This is a genomic window from Acidimicrobiales bacterium (assembly GCA_035540975.1).
In the GTDB taxonomy this organism is placed as follows: domain Bacteria; phylum Actinomycetota; class Acidimicrobiia; order Acidimicrobiales.
This window is the reverse complement of the sequence record DATLFN010000014.1, coordinates 1-16,371: the sequence shown is the minus strand read 5'-3', so window position 1 is coordinate 16,371 and position 16,371 is coordinate 1. Positions and strand designations below refer to the sequence as shown.

Annotated in this window: 10 protein-coding genes; 2 read left to right on the top strand and 8 right to left on the bottom strand. The window is 76.0% G+C overall.

Translation table 11 applies throughout. The features are described 5' to 3' along the window. Positions 1-5: 5 nt before the first annotated feature. Positions 6-4,394, bottom strand: a complete 4,389-nt coding sequence (locus VM242_02125; GenBank protein HVM03944.1) for a DEAD/DEAH box helicase — start codon at positions 4,392-4,394, stop codon at positions 6-8. A gap of 64 nt (positions 4,395-4,458) precedes the next feature. On the opposite strand from VM242_02125, the gene VM242_02120 reads away from it, so the two are divergent. Then, positions 4,459-5,334, top strand: a complete 876-nt coding sequence (locus tag VM242_02120; protein HVM03943.1) for a PAC2 family protein — start codon at positions 4,459-4,461, stop codon at positions 5,332-5,334. Positions 5,335-5,362: 28 nt separating this feature from the next. Here the strand turns inward: VM242_02120 and VM242_02115 are convergent, their stop codons facing one another. From VM242_02115 to VM242_02095, 5 genes are all read right to left on the bottom strand, one after another. Then, positions 5,363-7,099, bottom strand: coding sequence for an ABC transporter ATP-binding protein (locus VM242_02115; protein ID HVM03942.1), 1,737 nt, complete (start codon positions 7,097-7,099; stop codon positions 5,363-5,365). Beyond that, positions 7,096-8,913 carry an ABC transporter ATP-binding protein gene (locus tag VM242_02110; protein ID HVM03941.1) on the bottom strand — a complete coding sequence of 606 codons (1,818 nt, stop codon included), beginning with the start codon at positions 8,911-8,913 and terminating at the stop codon, positions 7,096-7,098. Before VM242_02110 ends, VM242_02115 begins: the two co-directional genes overlap by 4 nt. Positions 8,914-9,031: 118 nt before the next feature. Beyond that, the gene (locus VM242_02105; GenBank protein ID HVM03940.1) at positions 9,032-9,172 is read right to left on the bottom strand and encodes a SapB/AmfS family lanthipeptide; all 141 of its coding nucleotides are present in this window, start codon (positions 9,170-9,172) and stop codon (positions 9,032-9,034) included. A 6-nt stretch (positions 9,173-9,178) separates the two neighbouring features. Continuing rightward, a complete protein-coding gene (lanKC, locus tag VM242_02100) occupies positions 9,179-11,797 on the bottom strand; it encodes a class III lanthionine synthetase LanKC (GenBank protein ID HVM03939.1) in 2,619 nt (872 codons plus the stop codon). 277 nt (positions 11,798-12,074) lie between these two features. Then, positions 12,075-13,595: a hypothetical protein gene (locus tag VM242_02095; GenBank protein ID HVM03938.1), complete on the bottom strand. Its 1,521-nt coding sequence runs from the start codon at positions 13,593-13,595 to the stop codon at positions 12,075-12,077. Between the two features lie 82 nt (positions 13,596-13,677). On the opposite strand from VM242_02095, the gene VM242_02090 reads away from it, so the two are divergent. Further along, the gene (locus VM242_02090; GenBank protein ID HVM03937.1) at positions 13,678-14,157 is read left to right on the top strand and encodes a hypothetical protein; all 480 of its coding nucleotides are present in this window, start codon (positions 13,678-13,680) and stop codon (positions 14,155-14,157) included. Here VM242_02090 and VM242_02085 read toward each other — a convergent pair. Then, positions 14,146-14,838, bottom strand: coding sequence for an NUDIX hydrolase N-terminal domain-containing protein (locus VM242_02085; protein HVM03936.1), 693 nt, complete (start codon positions 14,836-14,838; stop codon positions 14,146-14,148). The two genes, VM242_02090 and VM242_02085, sit on opposite strands and share 12 nt — an antisense overlap. Before the next feature lie 63 nt (positions 14,839-14,901). Continuing rightward, positions 14,902-16,371 (bottom strand): ACT domain-containing protein (locus VM242_02080; protein HVM03935.1); only part of this gene is annotated, 1,470 nt, incomplete at its 5' end.

Sequence of the window (16,371 nt, the reverse complement as noted above, 5' to 3'; positions counted from 1 at the left end):
CGGTGTCAGGCGTAGCGCACCAGCCCCTTGGGCGTGGGGACGAAGCCGGCGGCGGCGAGGGCGGGTGCCAGCTCGGCGTCGTAGCGCTCGACGCCGAGGCGGGCCAGCCGGCCGTCGGCCAGGAGGGTGGTGAGCGCGGCGACGGCGAAGGACTCCCACTCGCCGTCGTAGGGGCGCAGGGCGACGAGGGCCCGGCCTCCCTTCTCCACGTAGAGCGACGCCAGCCCGTCCAGCAGCACGACGTACGCCCCCGCCACCCGCCGGGGACCGGGGACGGGCCACGGCAGCGCCACGCCGTAGGCGTTGGCCGGGTCCGTGGCGGCCAGCACGGCGGCGGCGGGTGCGCGGCCGGAGCCGCCGGCGTCGCGCACCGAGCGCAGGCGGTCGACCGCTCCCGGGAGCGCGAACTGGGCGCCGCCCAGCCCGGTGACGAAGTAGCCCCGCCGCACCCGCCCCGACTCCTCCATGGCGCGCAGCACGGGGTACACGCCGGCGAACCCGCCGGGTACGCCCTCGCCCCGGGCCGCCTCCCTCGTGAGCACGCCGTGGCGCTCCAGCAGGGCGGCCGCCCGGGCGGCGGCCGCCTCGGTCGCGTTCACGCCGCCCCGCTCGACCAGCGACCACCGGCCCTGGCCCCGCGGGGGCCCGAGCGCGCTGAGGCTGCCGACGCGCGGCCGGCCCGACCTCGTGGTGCGCGAGCCCGAGCGCCTCCCGCTGCGCAGCGCACGCACGGCGGCGAAGGAGTCGTTGGTGACCTCGCCCGCCCACACCAGGTCCCACAGGGCGTCGAGGGTGGCGCCGTCGTCGGCGCCGCCCAGCTCCCGGAAGAAGCACGCACCCCGTGACGCCAGCACCTCGCGGATGCGACCGTGCTCGGGCCCCTCGGGCCGGTCACCGAGCGGTGCCGTGCGCGCCAGCGGCGTGCCCCGCAGCAGGAGCACCACCTTGCCGTCGTCCCTCCCGAGGGAGCCGGCGCCCACCCACATCACGTCGCCGGCGGCGAGCAGCTCGTCCAGGAGCCGGGGGGAGTAGCCGCGCACGCGCGCCGGCAGGACGTCGCGCTCGAGCACGCTGACCGGCACGGCCACGCCCTGGAGCTGGGCGACGACCTCGAAGGTGCGATCCGGACCACCGGCGTCGGCGCCGATCCCCTGCCACGCCGGGAGGAAGCGGGCCAGTGCGTCGGGCGGCGTCGGCTCCACCTCCCGGCGCAGGGCGGCCAGCGAGCGCTGGCGCAGCACCCGCAGCACCTCGGCGTCGCACCACTCCCGCTCGGTGCCGTCGGGACGGAACTCGCCCCGCAGGACGGCGCCGGCGCGGGCCAGGGCGGCCAGCTCGGCCCGCACGGCCTCGGTGGGGAGCCCGAAGCGGAGCGCCGGCTCGGCCGTGCGGAACGGCCCGTGGGTGCGGGCCCAGCGCCGCACCAGCTGGGCCAGGGCGTCCTGCACCGGCTCCAGGAACGCCTCGGGCACGCCGGCGGGAGGCGACACCCCGAGGGCGTCGCGGTAGCGGCCGGCGTCCTCGGCGGCGATGAGCCGGCGCTCACCGGCCACCCGCACCTCCACCGCCCGCCGGTCCCGGAGGAGCTCGGCGGCGAAGGGGCGGCGGCAGCGGGCGTCCAGCTCGGCGGCCGACAGGTCGCCCAGCCGGCGCAGCAGGTCGGAGGCGGCGTCGGCGGTGGCCGCCCACCGGCGCTCGTCCAGGGCCTGGAGCTCGGCCTCCAGCTGGGCCAGGGCGGCCGGGTCGATCAGCTCCCGCAGCTCGTCGGACCCCACCAGCTCGGCCAGCATGCGCCGGTCCAGCGTGAGGGCCTGGGCCCGCCGCTCGGCCAGGGGGGCGTCGCCCTCGTACATGAACGAGGCCACGTAGGAGAAGGCGAGGGACGAGGCGAAGGGCGAGGGCGACGGCGTGTCCACCGACGTGACGCGCACCTTGCGGGCCCGCACGTCGGTCATCAGCGAGACCAGGGCGGGCAGGTCGAACACGTCCCGCAGGCACTCCCGGTAGGTCTCCAGCAGGATCGGGAACGAGCCGTAGTTGGACGCCACCGACAACAGGTCGGCGGCCCGCTGGCGCTGCTGCCACAGCGGCGTGCGCGACCCCGGCCGGCGCCGGGGCAGCAGGAGGGCGCGGGCGGCGTTCTCCCGGAACCGGGAGGCGAACAGCCCGGCCGATCCCAGCTCGCCGACAACCAGCTCCTCGACCTCCTCGGGGTCGAGGACGACGGCATCGGCGGGCGGGGCGTCGTCGGCCTCGGGCAGGCGCACGACGATGCCGTCGTCGGACCAGATGGCGTGCACCTCGACGTCCAGGCGGCGCCGGATCCCCGCCTCGATGGCGAGGGCCCACGGCGCGTGGACCCGGGCGCCGAACGGGGAGAGCACGCAGATGCGCCAGTCGCCCAGCTCGTCCCGGAAGCGCTCGACCACCACCTGGCGGTCGGTGGGCAGCACGCCGCCCGTCGCCTCCCGCTCCTCGTCCAGGTAGGCGCGGAGGTTGCGGAGGGCGAGCGGGTCGAGCCGGTGGTCCTCGGCCAGGCGCTCGTCGGGCAGGTCGCCGACCTGGCGCAGGAACGCCCCGACGGCCCGACCGAGCTCGTAGGGGCGGCCGACCTGGTCGCCGTGCCAGAAGGGCATCTTGCCCGGCACACCGGGGGCGGGCGTGACCACCACCCGGTCGCGGGTGATCTCCTCGATGCGCCAGGTGGTGGCACCCAGGACGAACGTCTCGCCCACCCGGCTCTCGTAGACCATCTCCTCGTCCAGCTCGCCCACCCGCGAGCCCTCGGGCGTGTAGACGCCGAACAGCCCGCGGTCGGGGATCGTCCCGCCGCTGGTGACGGCCAGCATGCGGGCACCGGGCCGGGCCCGCAGCATCCCCGCCGCCCGGTCCCACACCAGGCGGGGACGCAGCTCGGCGAACTCGGTGGACGGGTAGCGCCCGGCCAGCATGTCGAGCACGCCCTCCAGCGCCTCGCCGGTCAGGTCGGCGAAGGGGTAGGCGCCCCGCACGACCCGGGAGACCTCGTCGACGCTCAGGTCCTCGACCGCCACCATGGCCACGATCTGCTGCGAGAGGACGTCCAGCGGGTTGCGGGGGATGGCCGTCTCCTCGATGAGCCCCTCGGTCATGCGCCGGGCGACGACGGCGGCCACCAGGAGGTCACCGCGGAACTTCGGGAAGATGCGCCCCTTGGACGGCTCCCCCACCCGGTGGCCGGCCCGGCCGATCCGCTGCATGCCGGCGGCGACCGACGGCGGCGCCTCCACCTGGACCACGAGGTCGATCGCCCCCATGTCGATCCCGAGCTCGAGCGACGAGGTGGCGACCAGGGCCGGCAGCCTGCCCGCCTTGAGTGCGTCCTCCACCTCCAGCCGCTGCTCGCGTGCCACCGAGCCGTGGTGGGCCCGCACCAGCTCCTCGCCGGCCAGCTCGTTGAGCCGCCCGGCCAGGCGCTCGGCCAGCCGCCGGGAGTTCACGAACACGAGCGTCGAGACGTGGCGGCGCACGAGGTCCAGCAGCACCGGATGGATGGCGGGCCAGATCGACGACCGCACCTCCGGGTCGCCCGCCGCCGGCCCGCTCATCACCAGGTCGTCCGGGCCGCCCGGTCGGAGCGGCTTGCCGAGCTCGCCCATGTCCTCGACGGGCACGACGACCTCGAGGTCGAGCGCCTTGCGGCTCCCGGCGTCCACGATGGTGACGGGCCGGGCGGTGCCGTCGGGCGCCCGGCCGCCCAGGAAGCGGGCCAGCTCCTCCAGGGGGCGCTGGGTGGCGGACAGGCCGATGCGTTGCGGCGGCGCGCCGCCGGCCCGGGCCACCAGCCGCTCCAGCCGTTCCAGGGAGAGCGCCAGGTGGGTCCCCCGCTTGGTGGCGGCGACGGCGTGGATCTCGTCGACGATCACGTGCTCGACCGAGCCGAGGATCCCCGACGCCGCCGAGGTGAGGACCAGGTACAGGGACTCCGGCGTGGTGATGAGGATGTCGGGCGGGTGGCGGGCGATGTCGCGGCGTTCGCGGGCGGGGGTGTCGCCGGTGCGGGTGGCGACCGTCACCGACGGCGGGTCGAGGCCGGCCCGCTGCGCCTCCAGGGCGATGCCGGCGAGGGGGGCGCGCAGGTTGCGCTCGACGTCGTACGTCAGGGCCTTGAGGGGCGACACGTACAGCACCCGGCAGCGCTTCCCGGCGTCCTCCGGCGGCGGCGTGGTGAGCAGGCGGTCGAGCGTCCACAGGAAGGCGGCAAGCGTCTTGCCCGACCCGGTGGGCGCCAGGACCAGGGCGGACTCGCCCCGGCTGACCGCGTCCCATCCCCGTTCCTGGGCCGGCGTCGGCGCCTCGAAGGTGGCCGTGAACCAGGCCCGCGTGATCGGCGAGAACCGGTCCAGCGACGGCACGCCGCCAAGCGTAGGACCGCGCCGTGAGTACGGCTTCCCGGTCGCCCCGGGTTAGCGTTCGCCCGTGGACCCCGTGCGCTGGGACGACCGCCCGCGCCTGCGCCGGCCCGTGCTGGTGGCGGCGTTCGAGGGCTGGAACGACGCCGGCGAGTGCGCCTCGCTGGCCGCCCGCTACCTCGCCGCCCAGTGGGCCGCCCGCCAGTTCGCCACCATCGACCCCGAGGAGTTCTACGACTTCACGGTCACCCGGCCGCGGGTCGCCCTTCGCGACGGGACGCGGCGCGAGGTCAGCTGGCCGGACGGCGAGCTGAGCGCCGCCTCGCCTGTCGGCACCGCCCACGACGTCGTGTTCCTCCACGCCGCCGAGCCGCAGCTGCGGTGGCGGACGTACACGGGCGCGCTGGTGGAGGTGGCCCGGTCGCTGGGCGTCGAGATCGCCATCACCCTGGGCGGGCTGGGAGCCGAGGTGGCGCACACCATGCCCGTGCGCGTCACGGGCACGGCCGCCGACCCCGAGCTGGAGCGCCGGCTCGGCCTGGAGCGGTCCCGCTACCAGGGGCCGACGGGCATCGTCGGGGTCCTCCACGACGCCCTGGCCGGGGCCGAGATCCCCTCGGCGTCGCTGTGGGCGGGCGTCCCCCACTACGTGTCCGGCACGCCGTCGCCCAAGGCCGCCCTCGCCCTGGTCGAGCGCACGGCGTCCCTGCTGGGGGCGAGGATCGAGACGCTCGACCTCGAGGTGGCGGCCGCCGCCTACGAGCGCCAGGTGAGCGAGGTGGTGTCGGAGGACGACGACGTGGCCGGCTACGTCGCCCGCCTCGAGGAGCTGGGCGACGGCGACGGCGGCGACGACGAGGAGCCCGACGAGCTGCCGTGGCCCCCACCCCCCGACCTGGCCGGCGAGGTCGAGCGCTTCCTGCGGGACCAGTCGCCCGAGTAGTGCCGCAGTCGCCGGGCCCGGGCGGCGCTCAGCCCCAGTGGCCGACGAGGTCCCGGTAGAGCACGGAGCCGTCGAGGAGCTCGTCGTGGGTGCCCGCCGCCGTGCCGGCGCCGTCGAGGACCAGCACCCGCCGGGCCCGCAGCGCCGAGCTGATGCGGTGGGCGATCACGATCAGCGTGCCGGGACGGCGGGCGAACGCCAGCTCCACCCGGGCCTCGGCGGCCGGGTCGAGGTGGCACGTCGCCTCGTCCAGCACCACCACCGGGGCGGGCGAGAGGTAGGCCCGCACGAGGGTGAGGAGCTGGCGCTCACCGGCCGAGAGGGCGCCGCCGTCGACGCCGCCGTCGAGCCCGCCCAGGCGGTCGACCAGCGGGCGGGCGCCGAGGAGGTCCACCACGGCGTCGATCTCGCCGTCGCCCGCGCCGCCCCGCAGGTAGGTCACGTTCTCCCGGACCGTCCCCGGGAAGACGTAGGCCTCCTGGGGGATGAGCGCCCGCCACCGGGCCAGCTCCCCGGGGACGACGTCGGCCGCCTTCACCCCGCCGAGCAGCACCTCTCCGGACTGGGGGACGAGCAGGCCGGCCATGAGCCCGGCGAGCGTGGACTTGCCCACGCCGCTCGGCCCCACGATGGCCAGGTGCTCCCCCTCCTGGACCTCGAGGTCGAGGTGGCGGATCACCGGGTCGGGGGACGCGCCGTAGCGGAACGTCACGTCGTCCAGGAGGAGGTCCGCCGACCCGGGGCCCGGCGCCCGCCCACCGGGCGCGTCGGACGGCGCCGGGCCGGGCGGGTCGCCGGCCGTCGCCTCGACCACCCGGTCGAGCGTCACGAACAGCCACAGGCCGGCGCCGCCCAGCTGGCGCACGAGGGTCTGGAGCGCGGGGTGGATGCCGTACAGCACGTAGGTCAGCGCGCCGATCAGCTCGCCCGTCGTGGCACCGTCCCGCACCAGCGACGGGCCGGCGGCCAGCAGCAGGATGACGGGCAGCCACCCGCCGACGGCCACCGCCCCCGTACCCACGGCCGTCGTCCGGGCGAGGGCCACCGTCGCCCCCGCCTGGGCGTCGACGTGACGGCCGACGGTGGATTCGACGGCGCCCTCGCCGCCACAGGCGACGACGTCGCGCAGCCCGTCGGCCACGGCCGACGCCGACTCCGAGATGGCCTCGTCGGCCAGGATGGACGCTCGCTGGCGGGCGGCCATCGGGCGCAGCGCAGCAGCGAAGACGGCGAGGCCGGCGACGAGCGGCGGCAGGACGAGGACGAGGGCGGCGGGCAGGAGGCCGAAGAGGCCGAGGACGGCGCCTCCCGCCGTGATGGCGAACCCCTGCACCGTCATGAGGACGCCGGCGTAGGCCTCGCGCAGGATCTCCACGTGCTGGGTGAGACGGGCCACGCCACCGCTGTCCGCCGGCCGCCCCGACACCGCCGCCCGGCGCAGAGCGCCCGTCACCACGACCTCCACCAGCTCGTCGCGGAACGGCTCCACCAGCGACGCCAGGCGGAGGTAGGTCTCCCGGGTGCCCCAGGCGCCGACAACGACGGCCACGCCGAGCGCTCCCAGCCAGGCGAACCCCGTCCCGGCGCGCCCGGCGAGGAACCCGTCGTCCACCGCCTGCGCCAGGAGCCGCCCGCTGAGGAAGGCGGGAAGGGCCTGGACGGTCGACCAGGCGAGCAGTGCCGCCACCACCCGGCGGCGGCCCGACAGCGATCGGGCCAGGAGGCGCCGGCCCTCGTGGCGGCGAGCCACGGCGGGCGCCGTCATGCCGCCCCCCGGGCGGCCTCGACGGGCTCGGGAGCGGCGGAACGGCCGTCTCCCGCCGCACCGGCGGCGAACGGCTCGTCGGGCGCCCCACCCGGTTGCTCGGCGCCGAACACGGCCCGGTAGGCGGGATCGTCCCAGAGCACCTGGTGCGGCCGCACCGCCCTCACCCTCCCGCCCTCGAGCCACACGACGACGTCGGCTCGGGCCGCCGTGGAGGCGCGGTGGGCGACGACGAGGCGCGTCCGCCCAGCCAACCGCCCGGTGAGCACGCGGGCGATCTGGTGCTCGGTGACCGTGTCGAGGCTGGCGGCCACGTCGTCGAGGACCACGAGGCGGCCGGCGTGGGCGAACGTCCGGGCCAGCCCCACCCGCTGGGCCTCGCCGCCCGACATCGGCGCCTCGGCGACCGGGGTGGCGTACCCCTGGGGCAGGTGGCGGATGAACGGGTCGGCCTGGGCGCCGCACGCGGCGGCGACCACCTCCTCCACCGACGGCTCGTGATGGCCGAAGGCGATGGCCTCGCCCACCGTCTCGCCCAGGAGCGCCGGCCGGGCGAAGCCGTAGGAGACGGCCCGGCGCAGCTCGTGTCGGGTCAGCGAGCGCAGGTCGACGCCGTCGAGCAGGACGCTGCCCTCGTCGGGGTCGGCCAGGCGGCCGGCGAGGGCGGCCAGCAGCGACTTGCCCGAGCCCGAGGTGCCGACGACGGCGGCCAGCGCGCCGCCGGGGACGGTCAGGGTCAGCCCGTCGAGCACGACCCGGCCGCCGGCCCGCACGGTGACGTCCCGCATCTCCAGCGAGCCGTCTCCGTCGGCGAGCGCGCCGTCGCCGTAGGCGACCGGCTCCCGGTCGAGCACGTCGGCGACCCGGGCGGCCCCCGCCCGGGCCCGCGCCAGGCGGTCGGCGGTCGCACCGGCTGCGCCGATGTTGGACGCCAACTGGACGTACTGGCCGGCGGCGAGCAGCTCGCCGGGGCTGAGGTGGCCGCCGGCCAGGCGGAACCCGGCGACGGCGAGAACCAGCACCTCGAGCAGCGGGAGCAGCAGCGCGTCCTGCGTCGACAGCCGCAGCTGGGCCCTCCACATGCCCATCCCGTAGCGGCGCAGCTCGGGCAGCGGGCGGAGGACTCGGCGCACCTCCCGCTCGACGGCACCGGCGGCGGCGATGGTGCGGATGCCGGAGAGGGCGCCCACCAGTCGGCCGGCGATCCCGGCCTGCGTCTCCAGGTACCCGCTGGCCATCGACGAGGCGTCACGCACGAACGCCCGCAGGAGGACCACGAGCAGGGGAAGGCCGGCGAGGAAGGTGACGCACAACCACGGGTCGATCAGCGCCAACGCCACGATGCCGCCCACCGACGGCACCAGGTTGGCCACCGCCCGCACCACGTCGGGGGCCGCCTTCCCGGCCGCCGCCGTGTTGGCGACCATCCGGCTGGCGACGTCGCCCGGCGCCAGCCGCGCCGCCCTCGGTCCGAGGTCGAGCACGTGGCGCAGGAGCGAGTGGCGCAGCCACGCCGTCGAGCGCGCCGTGGTGGCGCCCGCCGCCAGGTCGTCGACGAGGTCGAACGCCACCAGCGCTGCGACGAGGACGCCGCCCCACAGCACCCAGGCCCCCGAGCCCCCGTCGCCGGCCACGATGGTGTCCACCGCCCGGGCGAGCACGGCGGGCAGCGCCGTCTCGGCGGCGGCCATCCCCAAGGACGTGAGCGCCAGCGCGCCCAGCGCCATCCCCCCGCGGCGTGAGGCGCGCACGAGCAGCCGGTCGGCGGCGCGGTGGTCCGCGCGCGCCGCGTCGTCGCTGTGCTCGTCGCTCACGTTTTCCGTCCTGCTCGTCCCGGCGGGCGGCGCCCGCAGAACAACGTCGGTCGTCTGCACCTCGGGGCGGCCGCCCGAACCGTGCCGGGCGGCTGCCCCGCGGCGCTCAGTGCTGCTACTAGCAGAGGAGAAGGCTCAGACGGCTGCCGCCGCCACCACCACCACCGCCGATCGTGCAGCCCTTGCTCGCCCCGCTCTTGCCCTTGATGGCGCCAGCGGACGGCTTCTGCTCCATACCCTGCAGGTCAAGGATCGCCATGTGCAATCACCTCCTTCCCTGATTGGTAGACACCGTGGCCGCCACCTCCGGCTCCACCCGGCCGCCGAGGCCGAGGAAGGGGAGGTGGACGGGGGAATCGTGAAGGGCGGCGCCGAGGGCCAGCAGCACGCCGGCCGTTCCCGTCGCCAGGTCCATCGAGAGGCGCATGAGCTGCTCGCCCGGGAAGGCGAGATGCCCCTGGTAGCCCATGGCGTGCCACGACAGCCGGCGGACGTGCTCCGCCACCGCGGCGTCGACGGCGCCGTCGCCGCGACCGGCCGTGCGTGACAGGGAGAGGATCATGCCGGCGCGGCCGTAGAACAGGCCCGGCTCGATGAAGAAGCCGGTGGCCGCCGTGCGCCGGGCGCCGGCCGCCGCCTGCTCGAACCGCTGGTCGGGCCGGTGGCGCAGGTACTCCTCCAGGACCATGCCGATCCCGGCGCTCCCGTCGGCGATGTACGGCATGGTGCGCCATCCCTCGTCGACCTCGAGGGCGCCGTCGTCGCGGGTGACGCAGCGCCGCAGGTCCTGGCGGAGGGCGGCGGCGGCCAGGTCGAGAAGGGCGGCGTCGCCCGACTGCTCGTAGAGGCGCAGGAAGAACAGGGCCGGGCCCGACGAGCCGCGTACCAGCCCGGCGTAGGGGTTGGCCCCGCCGCTGACCGGCGCGACGTCGTCCTCGTCGCCCAGTCGGTCGGCCACCACCCCGGCCACCGCCCGGGCCGCCTCGGCGAGGGCCGGGTCCCCGTGGGCGGCGGCGAAGTGGGCGAGGTTCAGGCCTATCCCGGCCAGCCCGCCGAACAGGTCCAGCCCGAGCCGGTCCTCGCGGCCGGTGAGCTCGTCCGTGCAGATGTCGAGGACCTTCTGCGCCTCGGCGCGATGGCCCAGCCGGTCCAGCACGAAGGCCACGCCGTGGAGGCCGTCGTAGAGGCCGAGGCGGGCGCCCGGTGCGGGGTGGACGGCCCGGTCGAGCAGCCACTGCTCGTGGTCGGGGAACCGGCCCGCCCCCGTCTCCGCCAGGGCGTACAGGACGCCGGCGGCACCATGGGCGAGGTTCAGCCCGCCCGTCTGGAACTGCTTGACGTCACCCGGGAACAGGCGGTCGTCGCGCCCGGGTGTGGCGCTGGCCAGGATCGCCGCGGTTATCGACTCGCGTGCCGCCCGCCAACCCGCGGCCGTGGGCTCGACGGCCGGAGGGGCCTCGGTCGCCGGGAAGAACGCGGGGGGCGCGATCGTGGGCACCACCGAGGCGACGTAGTCGGCCGGGACCGGGAACAGCCGCGGGATCTCCACCGCGAACTGCCGCACCTTGGCCCGGTCGAGGGCGAACAGGTTGGTGAGCGGGAGGAACAGGAACACCCGCATCACGGCCAGGGAGTGGAGGTCGACGTCGCGCCCGACGCAGCCCGCCGGCGGCGCGAAGCCGGGCTCGGCGAGGGTGGGCCGGCGGTGGTCCGCCACATCGCTCGCCATCTCGAAGTCGACGAGCACGACGCGCCCGTCGGGGCGGACCAGCACGTTGCCCGGGTGGAGGTCGCCGAACACGACCCCGCGGCGGTGGAGGGCCGCCACCGCCCCCTCCAGGGCGGCCACCACGTCGAGGGCCCAGCGGGTGTACGCGGCCACCTCGTCGGTGTCGACCCGGTCGGTGAGCAGCGGGTACCGGTCGACCACCGTCGAGTTGAGCGAGACGCCGTCGACGTGGTCGAGGACCAGGAACCGGTGGTCGGCGATCGTGAAGGAGTCGCGCACGGCCGGCACCACGTCGAGGCCGGCCAGCCGCTCGAGCATGCGCTGCTCGTGGAGCAGCCGCTCGACGGCGTCGGCCCCGGACGTGTCGAGGCCGGCGTGCGGCCTCGCCTCCTTGAGCACGACCTGGTCCCCGTCGCGCTCGTCCACGCCCACGTAGAGGCCGCCGCCGTTGGAGAAGTGGATGGCCCGCTCGATGCGGTAGGGAAGCTCCTGGACGGTGGCGTCGGCCCGAGCCGCCAGGTGCGGCTCCAGGAACGCCGGCAGCGTGGCCCACGGCGGCGGGCTGAACGTGGGGCCTCGATGATCGGGCACCAGCCGGCCCTCGGGGTCGGCGACGCCCAGCTCCAGGAGGCCGTTCGCCCCGACGCACCACCGCTCGGCGAAGCCCCCGTAGCGGACGTAGAGCGGGCCGTTCCCGAAGCGGAGGTCGCTCAGGATGTACGGGCCGGGCTGGCCCTCCAGGGCCGCCCCGAGCTCGGTGAGGATCGTCTCCAGCTGGGTGTCGTCCGACGGGTAGATGGTGACGAACTTGCCGCTCGCCCCGCGGTCGGCGTACTTGACGTTGCGCAGCAGCACGCACTGAAGGCTGCGGACGAACTTGAACGGGACCCGCCGCTGCGTGCAGTAGTCGAACACCACGCCGAGGACGTCCTCGGCGTTGCCGAGGCACGCCGAGACGTGCACCTTCCAGCCCTGGGGCGGGACGTCCGCGTCCTCCGGCCAGTAGACGAGCCAGTCGTCCGACGGCGTCCGCTTCCAGCCCGGGGCCACCGGCCGGTCGGCGACGGGGAAGTCGACGTCGTCGCCCCTGGTGACGGTGCAGGCGTCGTAGAAGTACGGGTCCGCCAGGCAGAACTCGTCGTAGCCGTGGTCCACGAACCTCCCTCCTCGCCGTAGGGACGCGACGATTCAAAGCCGCCAGCCGTGTCACGCCGGCGAGGAATGCATGTTCAGCCTCGCCCGCCTAGGAGCGGCGAGCCCCGATTCGAAGGTCGGCTCCAGCTCTGCCGTTGTCTTGTACGTAAACAGCTCGGACCGTCCGCCGGTCGTCGTCTCAGTACCCACGACCCCGAGCGGAGAAACGCGGCAATTGCAGAAATGACGCTTTGTGTGAAGGTCAAATACCGGTATGTCGGTTTTCGTGGATTTGGTGCTATGAGCGGATCCCGTAGCGCCCGAGGACCTCCGCCGCGTCGGGGAACACCGCCTTCGCCGCCTCGATGAAGTCGCCCGGCCGCGCCACGCGGTAGCCCTTGCGGGCGACGTAGACGCGCAGCGCGCAGTCGACCAGCTCGGCATCACCGAGGGCGGCGACCGCCTGCGCTCCCTGGGTGTAGACACTTCGGTAGTAGATGGACTGCCGCGGCTCCCAGTACCTCATCGGCTCGCCGGCGCGGCCCCGTCCGGCCGCCGGGACCGGCGTCGACCTGATGGTCTCGAGGCTGCCCTCGAAGCGCCCCTCGGCATAGGTGGCGAGGCCCTCGTCCATCCACGGGTCGCGCCCCTGGTCGTTGGCGACGAGTCCGTAGAACCACATGTGGGCCACCTCGTGCGACGTGGTGCGCCCCATCGTGCCGGGGCCCTGGAGGACGTGCATCGGGTACTCGATGCCGCCGCCGAGCTGCGGCGTGACGGCCATCGTGTAGGTCGGCCACGGGTAGGGACCGAAACGCCGCCCGAAGTCCTCCAGGGCACGCACGATGCGCGAGGCGTAGGCGGCGGGCGACTCGGCGATCCCCTGGTGGACGCCTACGGTCACCTGCACGGGCTGGGGGGCATTGGCGGTGGCCGACGCCATCGAGAAGTGCCCGACCGACATGGCGAAGTCGTTCACCGCCGTCGCCGTCCACCGGCCGCTCCCGTCGTTGACCCCGGTGGCCAGCACGTCGAAGCCGGGCGGCACGGACACGGTGGCGGCGAAGTCGGCCTGCGGGGTCATCGACGCCTCGGCGAAGCCGGAGGTAGCCGGCTGCACGGCCCAGCCCACTCCCGGCTCCCAGGCCAGGATCGGGAAGAACGAGCCGAGGCGGATGGCGTCGCCGGTGCGCGAGATCCGGTCCGACACCGTGCCCGGCAGCGTCAGCCTCCAGGGCACGTTCACGTCGATCGCCCGGCCCGGCGCCAGCGGCCCGGGACGGGCCACCACCGTGGTGGCGTCGGGCTGCACGGCGTCCACCCGCTGGCCGCCGACGAACACGCCGGCGACGTCGAGGCGGGCGCCGGCCGCCGCCGTGCGCGGGGAGTTGGCCCACAGGCGGAACACCAGCTGGTCGGTGGGCAGGTCGGGCGTGAAGCGCACCGTGAGGTCGCCCTCCACCACGTTCCGGTCGGGCTTCACGTCGATGCGCAGGGTGTAGCGCGAGCGGTCCTCCCGCGGCGCCGGCCGGGCCGGGATGGCCGGGCACGACGCCGCCGGCCGCCCGGGCCCGGCCGCGGCCGGCGCCCGCGTCGTCGGGGCCGCCGCCGTCCCGCCGGGCCCCGGCGCCGCCGTGGACGTCGCCGCGCTGGACGGTGCCGTGGTGGCGGGAGCCGCGGCGGTGGTGCTCGTCGCCTCCGCCGGCGCCGTCGCCGTGGTGACGGAGGCCGACGGCGCCGGCCCCGCCGAGTCGTCCCCGTCGCCGCCGCAGGCGCCGGCGAGGACGGCGGCGGCGAGGAGGGTGGCGAGTCGGCGCACGGGCCCATGCTGGCAGGTGCGGCGGCGCCCAGCGGGCGCGGCGGCGCCGGACGGTCGCGCCGCCGCCGTAGCGTGTCGCCCCGTGGCGCCGGTCCGGCTCACCCCTACGTGCGTGTGGCGCATCTCGCCGGCGCTCGTCGTGGCGCTCGACGAGAGGTTCGGGGAGCCCCTGGACGCCTACGTCAACGGCTCCCAGGTGTGGATCCGCGACGACGGCCCGGGCGGCATCGCCCTCGAGTGGCGCCTCCACCCGGTGGCGGGCTTCCGACGGCCCGGGGGGGCCGGCACCGACGACCTGCTCCCCGGCGTCGCCCTGGCGCTGGCCCGGGGCGAGCCGCCCGTGGCGCCGCCGGAGGCCCTGTGGGACGGGCTGGAGGCGTACCCGGCGTACGGCGACGAGACGGAGCCGTCACCCCTCCAGGCCGCCGCCACCGGCTCCCTCGGCATCGGGCCCGACGCGTGGGGCCTGGTCGACCACCGCCGTATCGGTGACGACTGGGAGCGCACGGGCGGGCGGGTCTCGGTGGTCGAGAGCCTGCTGGCCCAGCTGTCAGCCGGCTGACGGCCGCGGCGGCACGGGCGTGCGGGGCGGGTCGAACATGGCGTCCACGACCTCGCCCCGGATGGCGGCGAACGCCGTGGTGCGCCACCGGTCGACACCGGCCAGCGGGCCGGGGAGCGAGTCCTCGGCGAACCAGCCCACGTCGAGGCACTCCAGCGGGTGCGGGCGGAGCGTGCCGCCGACGGCCCGGCAGTGGAACACCACGGAGTAGAGGGGGATGCGGGTGAAGCCGAGGCGCAGGCCGTCGAACACGGCGATCACCCGGACGGGCTCGACGTCGATCCCCGTCTCCTCCGAGACCTCCTTGACCGCCACCTCCGACGGCGAGTAACCGACGTCGGCCCACCCCGTCGGGTAGAGCCACACACCCGAGTCGGCCCGCCGGACCAGGAGCAGCTCGCCTCGTTCGTTGCCGACGACGGCGCCGACCGCCACCTTCGGGGTGACGTAACCACTCACGCCCTCGCCCACCGCCTTCATCCACTCGGCCACCAGCTCGTCGGACCGCAGGGCCGACCCGGCCGCCACCCGCATGTCGGCCGCCACCTTCAGCACCTCCTCGAAGCGCTCCCGCTCGTAGAGGTTGTCGGTGAAGCCCAGGCCGGTGCGGGCGACCGCCGACAACGCCTCGCTCCAGCGCAGCAGGTCGGAGGCCGACGCCGGGCCGGGTGCGTCGCTCACGGCGAGAAGGGTACGCCGGGCTCCATCCTGTAGCCGGAACGACTCGGATCCGGGTCGTTCCCGCTACGAGTTGGAGGCCACCCGGCTGAGCTCGAGGAGCACCGCCCGCTCGATCTCTCCCCGGTGGGCGTCGTCGGCGATCTTGGACCCCGTGGCGTCGGTGACGTAGAAGGCGTCCACCACCTCGTGGCCGAGGGTCGACACCTTGGCGGTTCGGACGTCGAGGTCGCAGTCGGCCAGGGCGCGGGTGATGCGGTAGAGGACGCCGACCCCGTCCGGTGCCCGCACCTCCACCACGGTGGCGGTGGCGGAGGCCCCGTCGTCGAAGAGCACCCGCGGCTCGGCCGGGCGGGCCGCTGCCGCCCGCCGGCGGCCGGCGTAGGCGCGCGCCCGGTCGGCCAGGCGCGACTCCAGCGACAGCCGGCCGCCCAGGGCCCGCTCCAGGTCGCCCGTCACCCGGTCCCAGTCGGGCGCCTTGCCGAAGGCGGGCTCCACCTCGAACACCTCCACCGCCATCCCGTCCTCCCCCGCGGCCGCCGCCGAGCGCACGTCCAGCCCGTGGAGGGCGAGGGCGCCGGCCACCCGGCAGAACAGGCCGGGGCGGTCGGGTGCGATCACGGTGACCGTCCCGCCGTCCACCTCGACCGACACCCGCCGTTCGGCCATGACGGCCCGGTGCGCCCCCGTGGGGAGCGACGGCGCCACGTCGAGGTGGTGGCCCATGAGCCGCCGGGCGGTACGGGCGACGAGGTCCGACACCAGACCCGCCTTCCACGGCCCCCACGCCGCCGGGCCGGTGGCCAGGCTGTCCGCCTCGGTGAGGGCGGCGAGCAGCTCGAGCAGGTCCCGGTCGCCCACCGCGGAGGCCACCGCCTCCACCGTGGCCGGGTCGTCGAGGTCCCGCCGGGTGGCGGCGTCGGCCAGGAGCAGGTGGTGGCGGACCATGGCGACGAGGGTGGCGGCGTCGTCGGGCGGGAACCCCATCCGGGGCGCGATGCGGGCGACGACGTCCACGCCGGTCTCGGTGTGGTCGCCGGGGAAGCCCTTGCCGATGTCGTGCAGCCACGTGCCCACCAGCAGGAGGTCGGGGCGCGCCACCCGCCGGGTCAGGGTGGCGGCGTTGGCGGCCGCCTCGCACAGGTGCCGGTCGACGGTGAAGCGGTGGTAGGCGTTGCGCTGCGGCTTGCTCCGGACCGCCTCCCACTCGGGCAGGACCCGCACCAGCAGGCCCCGCTGGTCGAGCGCCTCGAGCACGGGGATGGCGGGGCCGCCGGCCCCGAGCAGGGTGACCAGGGCGGTGCGGGCGGACGCCGGCCACGGGTCGGGCAGGGGGGCGGTCTCGGCGGCCAGGCGGTCGAGCGTGGCCCGGGACAGCACGGTCCCCACCTCGGCGGCGGCCGACGCCGCCCGCAGCACGATCGACGGGTCGCCCGGGTCGGCGCCGGCCGCCAGCACCACCTCCCCGTCCCGGAGGGCGAGCCCGGGGCCGAGCGGGCGGTCGCGCCCCGTCGTGCGCCCCTTGGGGCCGGCCCG